The sequence below is a fragment of the Rhodococcus sp. T2V genome (genome assembly GCF_029269925.1).
Classification (GTDB): domain Bacteria; phylum Actinomycetota; class Actinomycetes; order Mycobacteriales; family Mycobacteriaceae; genus Rhodococcus_F; species Rhodococcus_F koreensis.
In genome coordinates this window covers 20,125-29,616 of record NZ_JARJBD010000112.1, presented here as the reverse complement: position 1 = coordinate 29,616, position 9,492 = coordinate 20,125, and the positions used below count along the sequence as shown (strand labels likewise).

6 protein-coding genes and 1 pseudogene are annotated in these 9,492 nt (G+C 68.4%); 3 read left to right on the top strand and 4 right to left on the bottom strand.

The window, feature by feature from the left end:
- Window positions 1-260 precede the first annotated feature (260 nt).
- Window positions 261-1,490, top strand: a complete 1,230-nt coding sequence (locus tag P3H15_RS46555) for a CdaR family transcriptional regulator (protein ID WP_276143519.1) — start codon at window positions 261-263, stop codon at window positions 1,488-1,490.
- A 22-nt stretch (window positions 1,491-1,512) separates the two neighbouring features.
- Here the strand turns inward: P3H15_RS46555 and P3H15_RS46550 are convergent, their stop codons facing one another.
- Both P3H15_RS46550 and P3H15_RS46545 read right to left on the bottom strand, forming a co-directional pair.
- A complete protein-coding gene (locus P3H15_RS46550) occupies window positions 1,513-2,694 on the bottom strand; it encodes an acetyl-CoA C-acetyltransferase (protein ID WP_276143518.1) in 1,182 nt (393 codons plus the stop codon).
- 30 nt (window positions 2,695-2,724) lie between these two features.
- On the bottom strand, window positions 2,725-3,867 hold the full coding sequence (locus P3H15_RS46545) for an acyl-CoA dehydrogenase family protein (protein ID WP_276143517.1): 1,143 nt from the start codon (window positions 3,865-3,867) through the stop codon (window positions 2,725-2,727).
- Window positions 3,868-3,968: 101 nt separating this feature from the next.
- Here P3H15_RS46545 and P3H15_RS46540 point away from each other — a divergent pair, with 101 nt between their 5' ends.
- Window positions 3,969-4,553, top strand: a complete 585-nt coding sequence (locus P3H15_RS46540; protein ID WP_276143516.1) for a TetR/AcrR family transcriptional regulator — start codon at window positions 3,969-3,971, stop codon at window positions 4,551-4,553.
- 6 nt (window positions 4,554-4,559) lie between these two features.
- Here the strand turns inward: P3H15_RS46540 and P3H15_RS46535 are convergent.
- Window positions 4,560-6,426 (bottom strand): annotated as a pseudogene (locus tag P3H15_RS46535) (helix-turn-helix domain-containing protein).
- Window positions 6,427-6,531: 105 nt separating this feature from the next.
- On the opposite strand from P3H15_RS46535, the gene P3H15_RS46530 reads away from it, so the two are divergent.
- Complete coding sequence (locus tag P3H15_RS46530; protein ID WP_276143515.1) at window positions 6,532-7,920, top strand: FAD-binding oxidoreductase; 1,389 nt, start codon at window positions 6,532-6,534, stop codon at window positions 7,918-7,920.
- A gap of 10 nt (window positions 7,921-7,930) precedes the next feature.
- Here the strand turns inward: P3H15_RS46530 and P3H15_RS46525 are convergent, their stop codons facing one another.
- Window positions 7,931-9,355: a short-chain fatty acyl-CoA regulator family protein gene (locus P3H15_RS46525; protein ID WP_276143514.1), complete on the bottom strand. Its 1,425-nt coding sequence runs from the start codon at window positions 9,353-9,355 to the stop codon at window positions 7,931-7,933.
- Window positions 9,356-9,492: the final 137 nt, after the last annotated feature.

The window sequence follows — 9,492 nt, the reverse complement described above, 5'->3', positions numbered from 1 at the left end:
GATCTCGACGTCCGGAAACGGGCTCTTGAAGCTCACGTGGGTCACTCCCTCGAAGATTGCGGCGGGCTCCCACGCGCGAACGGCGGCGAGCCTCGTGGGTCGTCCGGGCAACCATAGGCCGTGACAGCCGTCACTTCATCGTGGTGCGACACCGAAGATGTTTGTGGTCGGCCCACAGTCCCCTGGTGGGAATGCGTCGAAGGTCCGAATTCGGGCTGTAGCCTGGCCACAGCGGGTGGACGGGATCGGAGGTCGTGGGGATGACCACAGCACACGGCGCGACGCAGCCGTTCGACGACGCGGCGATCGATCTCGCGAAGTGGGTGCACGACCGCCATCCGGAGATCGCGCGAGCCGCCACCGACGCGATCTGGGCGGAACTGCCGTCCTACCGCGCCACCGGACTGTACGACGATGTGGTCGCCCACGTCACCGCCGTCTTCGGGGTGTTCACCACCAGCGTCATCGAACAACGGAATCCGCGCCTCGACGATTTCGCGTTCACCTCCGGGCATGCCTCGGAGCGCGTCGCGCACGGCATCTCCCTGATCGACTTCCTTCACGCGTTCCGCATCGGGCAGATCGTCCTCTGGTCGTATGTTCTCGAATTCGTCCGATCGACGGAGGGCCAGCAGGAAACGGCACTGAGTCTCGTCGAGCACCTCATGCGCACGATCGAGGCGGGCTGCTCCGCCGCCGCGACCACCTACCTGCAGGCGCAGCAATATCTGGTGGCCGACCAGGAGCGCATCGCACTCGACTGTCTCGAGGATCTGCTCGCGGGGACCGTACCCGCCGTGCCGGTCCGGGTGGAGGCGATGCGCCGGGCCGGTCTGGAGGACGGCGCCGGGTTCGTCGTCCTCGTCTGCCGGGCGGGTTCGGAGGCGAACGGCGCGGATCCGATCCTCGACGCGCGCAGGGTGCTCTCCCGGCACCTGTCGGGGATGTTGGTGCCGTGGCGGCAGGAACTCGTCGGACTCGTCCCGCTCGAACGACTCAGCCCCGGCGCCCTGTCGCAGAGGGTCGCTCGCGCAGCCACCGAGCTGGGGACGACCCGGACGACGGCGTCGATCGGTATCAGCTCGACACACCGCGGGTTCGACCAGACGCCCGAAGCGTTGCTGGAGGCTCAGGTCGCGTGCGACCACCTGGGAGGCCGGCCCGAGGTCCAGATCTTCGACGATCTCTCGCCGCTGGACTACCTGGTGCGGCGCGCGGACCCGACCGCGCGCCGACTCGTCGAGCCCCAGCTGCGTGCGTTCATCGCCGAAGACCTGTCGGCGGGCGCGATCTACATCGAGACCCTGACGGCGTACGTCGCCCACGACATGAACGCGAAGGAGGCCGCCTCCGCGCTACAGATTCACGTGAACACGATGTACTACCGGCTGGGTCGGATCGCCGAGCGCACCGGCAAGGACCTGCGGCGGGTCGAGGACGTCGTCAATCTCCTTCTCGCGGTGCGGATCGCGTCGACGGAGCCGCGCTGAGTCGTGCGGCCGCGATGCGAGGTCAGGGGACGCGCAGGATCAGGGCGTCGCCCTGCCCGCCTCCGCCACACAGGGCGACGGCGCCGGTGCCGCCGCCGCGGCGCTGCAACTCGAGCGCGAGGTGCAGGGTGATCCGGGCGCCGGACATTCCGATGGGGTGCCCGAGGGCGATGGCGCCGCCGTTGACGTTGACTGCTTCGGGGTCGACGCCGAGTTCGCGGGTGGAGGCGATCCCGACCGCGGCGAACGCCTCGTTGATCTCGATCAGATCCAACGTGGTCGGTGAGATACCGGCTGCCTCACAGGCTTTCGCGATCGCTCCGGACGGCTGGAACTGCAGTCCCGAATCCGGCCCGGCGACCATCCCGTGCTCGCCGATCTCGGCCAGCCACGTCAGGCCTTCCGCCTCGGCGCGCTCCTTGCTCATCACCACCACGGCGCAGGCGCCGTCGTTGATGGTCGACGCGTTGCCCGCGGTCACCGTGCCGCCGGCCCGGAATGCGCCCCGCAGCCGCGCCAGCGTCTCGGGGGTCGTGTCCGGCCGGATGCCTTCGTCGCGGCGCAGCCAGGTGCTCTCCCCCTTGCGGGCGGGGATCTCGACGGGGACGACCTCGTCGTCGAAGACCCCGCTGTCCCACGCCTTCGCGGCGAGCTGGTGCGAGCGGGCGGCGAACGCGTCCTGGTCTTCGCGGGCGATGACGTCCCTGTCGTTGCCGGCCTCGGTGAGCAGCCCCATCGGCTGGTCGGTGAATGCGTCGTGCAATCCGTCGAGGGCCATGTGGTCGACCAGGGTGACGTCGCCGTACTTGAACCCGCCCCGGGACCCGGGCAGCAGGTGCGGGGCCTGGCTCATCGACTCCATCCCGCCGGCGACGATCACGTCGAACGCGCCGGACCGGATGAACTGGTCCGCGAGGATGATCGATTCGACCCCGGACAGGCAGACCTTGTTGATGTTGAGCGACGGCGTGCTCATCGGGATGCCGGCCTTCGCGGCCGCCTGGCGGGCGGGCATCTGCCCGGCGCCGGCGGTGAGGACCTGTCCCATGATGACGTACTGCACCCGGTCCGGGGCGACACCGGCCTTGCCGAGCGCCCCCTCGATGGCGATGGCGCCGAGGTCGGCACCGGAGAATCCGGCGAGTGAGCCCTGCAGCCGGCCGATCGGGGTGCGGGCGCCGGCGACGATCACGGAGGTGGTCATGTGCGGAAAGGCCTTTCGGGGGTGGGTTCGTCAGTTCGCGGCGAGGGTGCGGCTGATGACCAGTCGCTGAATCTGGTTGGTGCCCTCGAAGATCTGGGTGATCTTCGCTTCGCGCATGTACCGCTCGACGCGGAAGTCGCGGGTGTAGCCGTAACCGCCGAGGACCTGCACGGCGTCGGTGGTGACCTTCATGGCGGCGTCGGTGGCGACGAGCTTGGCGACGGACGCGTTGCGGGAGTAGGGGAGGCCGGCGTCGCGGCGGCGGGCGGCGTCGATGTACGTGGCGCGCGCCGAGTCGACGGCGGCGGCCATGTCGGCGAGCAGGAACCCGAGGCCCTGGTGGTCGATGATCTTCTTGCCGAACGCGGTCCGTTCCTGGGCGTAGGCCACGGCCTCGTCGAGAGCCGCCTGCGCGAGGCCGACGGCGACGGCGGCGATGCCCAGCCGGCCGGAATCCAGTGCGCTGAACGCGATCTGCAGTCCCTGCCCCTCCGTGCCGATGCGCCGCTCCACGGGTACGAAGGCGTCGTCGTAGTGCGCGGACGTCGTCGGCACGGCGTGCAGGCCCATCTTCTCCTCGGGCTTGCCGAACGTGAGTCCCTCGGTGTCCTTCGGGACCAGGAAGCAGGAGATCCCCTTCGAGCCCTCACCGGTGCGGGCGAAGAGGTTGTAGAAATCGGCGATGCCGCCGTGCGTGATCCAGGCCTTCGCGCCGTTGACGACGTACCCGCCGTCGGTCGCGGCGGCCTTGCAGGCCAGGGCGGCGGCGTCGGATCCGGCCTGCGGCTCGGACAGGCTGTAGGCGCCGATGGTGTTGCCGCCGAGCATGTCCGGGAGCCACTGCTGCTTCTGCTCGTCGGTGCCGAATGCCATCAGCGGGTGGCAGGCGAGGCTGTGGACGCTGACCGCCACCGCGACGGCGGCCCAGCGGGCGGCGATCTCCTCGAGCACCTGCAGGTACACCTCGTAGGGCTGCGCGCCGCCGCCCCACTCCTCGGGGTACGGCAGGCTCAGCAGTCCGGCCTCGCCGAGGGTGGCGAACACGCCTTCGGGGTAGGTCTCCGACTTCTCGTGCTCGTCGACGATCGGCGTCAGGACCTTGTCGGCGACGTCGCGCGTGAGCTGGATCAGGTCACGGGCTTCGTCAGTAGGCAGCAAACGATCGACGGCCACGGTGTCTCCTCGAGAAGGCTACGGAAAGCAGTACTGGATTACGGCCCAGAGTACTGATTGCAAAATAGTACTGCAAGGCACCTCCCAGTACTATTTCTGTCATGGAGCAGCCCACCCGACCCGGTTTCGCCACCCGACGGCGTACCCAGCTCTTCGACGCCCTCGTCGACCTCTTTCTGGTCGAGGGGTTCGCACACCTGACGCTCGACGAGATCGCGAACCGGCTGCGCTGTTCGAAGTCGACGCTGTACACCCTCGCCGGCAGCAAGGAACAGCTGGTCCGGGCCGCCACGGTGCACTTCTTCCGCCGCGCGACCGAGGACGTCGAGTCGCGCATCGAGCCGATCGGCGGGGCCCGCGAGCGGATCACCGCGTACCTGTCGGCCGTCGGCAACGCGCTCGCGGCCGCGTCCGACCAGTTCATGACCGACCTCGACGCCTTCCCCCCGGCACGGGAGGTCTACGAACGGAACACGCAGTTCGCGGCCGGTCGGGTCCAGGAGTTGATCACCGAGGGTGTCGCCGCCGGCGACTTCCGCGACGTGCACGCCGCGTTCGCCGCCGACCTCGCCGCCACCATGATGGTCCGCATCCAGCAACGCGGGGTCCGCGACAGCACCGGCCTCGACGACGCGCACGCCTACGCCGAACTCGCCGCCATCCTCACGGGCGGCATCAGCGCCTGAGCCGCGTCACCGAGTACGCGCGCCGAGTAGGTCCGCCGTTCTCCGCAACCGCATCAGCACCTGTAGATCGAGTGCCTTGTCGGGGTCGCGCCAGTCCGTTCCGAGGAGGCGATCGATCGCGTCGAGACGCTGGTACAGGGTGTTGACGTGGACGCCGAGGCTCGACGCGGTCGCCGCGTGGTGACGGCCGTGTGCCAGATACTCCGACAGCGTTTCGAGCAGCGGCACCCCGCGTGTGGACTGCTCCGCCATCAACGGCCCCAGCTGAGCCTCGGTCAGTTCGTCGAGGTGCTCACGCGCCAGGTGGCTCAGCAGGATCCGGTAGATACCCAGACCGCGCGCGGAGGAGACCTCCCCCGAGCGTCCGAGGGTGTCGAGCACGTCGACGGTCTGCTGCGCCTCGACGTAGGCGTGCGCGAGCGCCTTCGCCCCGCGCGCGGGTTCCGCGATACCGATCGTCGCGTGCCCGGAGGTGAACACCGCCTGGACGGACGTGGAGTCCTTGGCGGGGACGACGGCCAGTGCGCGGGAGCCGTGTTCCGCCGCAACGGTTCCCGGTGGGAGCGGCAAATTTTCGAGGGCGGTGCGGATGGACGTGTCCGGCCCCGCGGCGGTCGCCACCGCGATGCAGTACGTCGTGTCGGGATTCAGACCGGCCAACCGCAGTTGCCTGCGCTCGTCCTGCTCGGTGGCGGCCGGATGCGTCAGCAGATCGACGAGAAACGCGTCCCGCGCGCGACGCGTCGCCTCACCGGCCGCGCGTTCCTCGGCGAGCGACAGGTGCGATCGCCGGTGCGGCCCGTTCGAGCAGCAGACGCGTGGTCGGCTGCTCCGCGCCCAGGGACAGCAGCGCGCCGAGCATCTCCCCGGCCGCCGCGACGCGTTGCGCCAGCACCCCGCGTCGTGCGATGTGGTCTCTCCCGCCTGCGCGCAACTCGCGGACCGCCGCCGCCACATCGTCCGCGTGCGGCATGAGTTCCGCCGGTAACGCAGACTCGTCCAGCACGAAATATGCCGGTTGCCGGGAGAGTTGCGCGACCTCCTGCACCAGGCGCTGCACTCCCGCGCCGAGCAGCACCACCTGGGTCAGCGTCCGGTCCCATTGCAGAATCTGTTCGAGTTCGTTCGTGCGCTGCGACAATTCGGCGTTCACCGCTTCGAGCCGCGCGACGGTGTCGCGGTCGCGTTCCAGCGAGCGCACGTTCTCGATAGCGATCGCCGCATGCGCCGCCAGCGCCGACAACAGCGCGATCTCGGATTCGGTGAACGCCCGCTCCTGACGCTTGCACGCGAACAACGCACCGATGACACGGTCGGCGACACGGAGAGGAACCCCGAGCAGGCCGCGCATGTTCTCCGACCGCGCCGCGCTGTCGGCTCCAGTGATGTGCCGGAAGGCCGGTTCGCTCTGGTAGTCGGGGGTCCACTCCGGCGCCGACCGGCGGACGATCAGGCCCACGAGTCCCTCGTCCAGTGACAGCCGGATGCCGACGAGGTTCGGGGTCAGTGCCCCGCTGGTGACCTCGATGACGAATTCCTCGTCGTAGACCGACCCCATGTAGGCGAGATCCACCCCGAGCAGTTGCCGCGCCTGGTCGACCACCTCCTGCAGCAGAGCCCGGTCGTCGCGGACCGTCGTCAGCCGGACCGCGATGTCGTTGAGCGCCGCCAGTTCCCTGCTGCGTTGCCGGCGCTGGTCGAGCTGGGCGCGCAGCCGTAGCGCGGCGTTGGCCTCCCGTTCGACAGTCGCCCGGTCGGACGGGTCGGAGTCGTCGATCAGCGTGCGCCGGAGGGTCTCGAGTTCGTTGAGGGGTGCATCGTCGAGCAGCAGTTCCATCCAGCCGCGATCGGCAGTGCTCACTGGTGTCTCCATCCATGGATTCCTGGATTCGATAGATGGAATCTACATTGGCCGAGATCCAGATCACAGCTACGTTTGAACCATCGCCTTCTCGCCCGCAAAGGACTGGTTCTCGTCATGTTGATCGATGCACTGTTTGCAGCCCTTCCGGCGGATCGTGTCGTGCGCGACCCCGACGTCGCCGCCCGGTACCAGCACGACGAGGCGGAATGGGCGCCGTATGCGGTCCCGCTCGCTGTCGTCCGGCCCCGAACGGCGCTCGAAGTCCAGGCCGTCGTGCGCGCGTGCCTCGAGCATGACACCGCCGTCGTCACGCGGGGCGCAGGCACCGGCCTGTCCGGCGGGGCGAACGCGACCGACGGCTGCGTCGTCCTCGCGCTCGAGGGCATGAACGCGATCAAGGAGATCGATCCCCTCGAGCGGTACGCCGTCGTCGAACCCGGTGTGGTGAACGATCATCTCCGTGCCGCCTGCGCCGAACACGGACTCTGGTATCCGCCGGACCCGGCCAGCGCGCCGTGGTCGACGATCGGAGGGAACGTCGCCACCAACGCGGGCGGACTGTGCTGCGTCAAGTACGGCGTCACCCGTGACTACGTGCTCGGCATGCAGATCGTCACCGGCACCGGTGAACTCGTGCGTCTCGGACGCAAGACCGCCAAGGGGGTGGCCGGCTACGACCTGGCGGGTCTGATGGTCGGGTCCGAAGGAACGCTCGGCGTCATCACCGAAATCACGGTCAGGTTGCGCCCGCTGCAGGACCCGCAGCGCACGGTGGCCGGCTACTTCGACTCCATCGTCGATGCGGGCCGGGCCGTCAGCGCGGTGGCCGCGGCGGGACTCACCCCGTCGGCGCTCGAGTTGGTGGACAAGCAGTGCCTCATCGCGGTCGACGCGTGGAAGAAGATGGGACTGTCGGTGGAGGCGAACGTCGTCCTCCTCGGCCGCATCGACACCGCCGGCGCCATCGGCGACGAGGAGGCGGAGAAGATGCTGTCGTGCTTCGACGAAGCCGGAGCCACGTGGTCTGCCGTGTCCACCGACCAGGAGGAGGCGGATGCGTTGTTCGCTGCGCGCCGCCTGGCCTACCCGGCGATGGAGCGGCTCGGGCCGGTCCTCACCGAAGATGTGTGCGTGCCGAAACGGGCTGTCCCCGAGATGCTTGCACGCATCGAACAGATCGGCATCGCCCACGACACCACGATCGCCAACATCGCACACGCCGGCGACGGAAACCTGCACCCGCTGCTCATCACACCCCGCGACGACGAGCCCGCCCGCGCCCGCGCGCAGGCCGCCTTCGCGGAGATCATCGACGCCGCACTCGAACTCGGCGGCACCGTCACCGGCGAACACGGTGTCGGTCTGCTGAAGATGGAAGGTCTTGCCCAGGAACTCGATCCGGTCGTGCTGGACATGCACCGATCGGTGAAGAACGCCCTCGATCCGCACGGAATCCTGAACCCGGGGAAGGTAGTGCGCTTCGCGCCCGTGAGTACTTGTTAACCGCCGGCGGTTAACAAGTACTCACGGGGGAGTATGGGATGGTGGCGGCGCTGTTCTCGTCGACGTTGATGCTGCGCCCGAGTTGCGGGAAGGCGCGCTGGGCGCAGTCGGGGCGCTCGCACACCTTGCAGCCGGGTCCGATGGGGACGGCGGTGGACGGGTCGTCGATCTGCAGGCCGTGGGAGTAGACGAGTTTGCTCGCGTACGTGAGGTCGCAGCCCAGGCCGATCGCGAAGTCCCGCTTCTGGGACAGGTAGCCGGGGGCGGACTCGTCGGTGGTGCGGGCCAGCCACAGGTAGGAGCGCCCGTCGGGCATCTGGGCGATCTGGGTGCGGATCCGCCCCGGGGTGGCGAAGGCGTCGTGCACCACCCACAGTGGGCAGCTGCCGCCGACCCTCGAGAAGTGGAAAGCGGTGGCGGACTGGCGTTTGGAGATGTTTCCGGCACGGTCGGTGCGGACGAAGAAGAACGGCACCCCGCGCCGGCCGCGGCGCTGCAGCGTGGACAGGCGGTGGCAGATGGTTTCGAAACCGACCTCGAACTTCATCGACAACAGGTCGATGTCGTAGCGCAGCGCCTCCGCGGCGGCGAGGAACGCGGTGTAGGGCAGGATCAGGGCGCCGGCGAAGTAGTTCGCGAGCCCGATCCGGGCCAGATCCCGAGACTGGGTGGGAAGTGAGTCCGCCTTTCCGATGATCACGTCGATCGTCTCGGCCTGGGTGAGGAACGCCAGCTGCGTGGCGAGTTGGAAGGCGCGCTGACCGGGGCTGAGTCTGCGTGCCAGCGTGAGGATCCGGGCATCAGGGTCGAAGGTGCGTTTCGGGCCGGGCCGGTCGGGGTCGTCGGTGCGGATGGTCACGGTGATGTCGTGCTCGTCGTGCAACAGCCGGCTCAGTTGCAGATCCATCCCGCCGAGAGTCAAACCCCTTGAGGTAAACAGTTTTTCGGCAGCAGTGTCGAGTTCGGGGATGTGGTTGCGGTGGTCGTAGAAGAAGTCGCGGACATCCTCGTAGGGCATCGCCGTCGACGGGTCCGCCAGTGTGCCGTCGACGCCGGAGGAGAACTGCTCGAGTTGCGCGGTGGCGCCGCGCAGTCGCCGGTGCAACCCGACCAGCACCCGGGCCGCGGCGGGAACCCGGGAGATGAGTTCGTCGATGTCGGTGGTGGACAGGTCGGCGGCCTCGGGGTTCTCCCCGAACACCTCCTGTAGGTCGGCCAGCAGCCGGGCGTCGGTGTCGGCGGCGAAGAACGACATGTCCAGATCGAGTTCGGAGTTCAGCCTCAGCAGCACCTGCACCGTCAGCGGGCGCTGGTCGTTCTCGAGCTGATTGACATAGCTGGTGGACAACCCGAGGGTCTTCGCGAGCGCCGACTGGGTCAGCCCGCGCTCCTCCCGCAGCCGCCGAAGCCGGCCACCGGCATACATCTTCTGCATACCCGAAAAGGTAACACCCACCGTTTACACAAAGTTCGCAAGTTTGCAGAATTCGATCCGCAAAAATACTCCTTTGCGGCGTATTTCGCAGGTAGAGGCGTCTGTGTAGCGTGCGAAATCGAGACAGCTCAACGATG

Coding starts and splice junctions, on each gene's coding strand:
- P3H15_RS46550 (WP_276143518.1), bottom strand. CDS start 2,694: ATGACCACCTCCGTGATCGTCGCCGGCGCCCGCACCCCGATCGGCCGG.
- P3H15_RS46525 (WP_276143514.1), bottom strand. CDS start 9,355: ATGCAGAAGATGTATGCCGGTGGCCGGCTTCGGCGGCTGCGGGAGGAG.
- P3H15_RS46530 (WP_276143515.1), top strand. CDS start 6,532: ATGTTGATCGATGCACTGTTTGCAGCCCTTCCGGCGGATCGTGTCGTG.
- P3H15_RS46555 (WP_276143519.1), top strand. CDS start 261: ATGACCACAGCACACGGCGCGACGCAGCCGTTCGACGACGCGGCGATC.
- P3H15_RS46540 (WP_276143516.1), top strand. CDS start 3,969: ATGGAGCAGCCCACCCGACCCGGTTTCGCCACCCGACGGCGTACCCAG.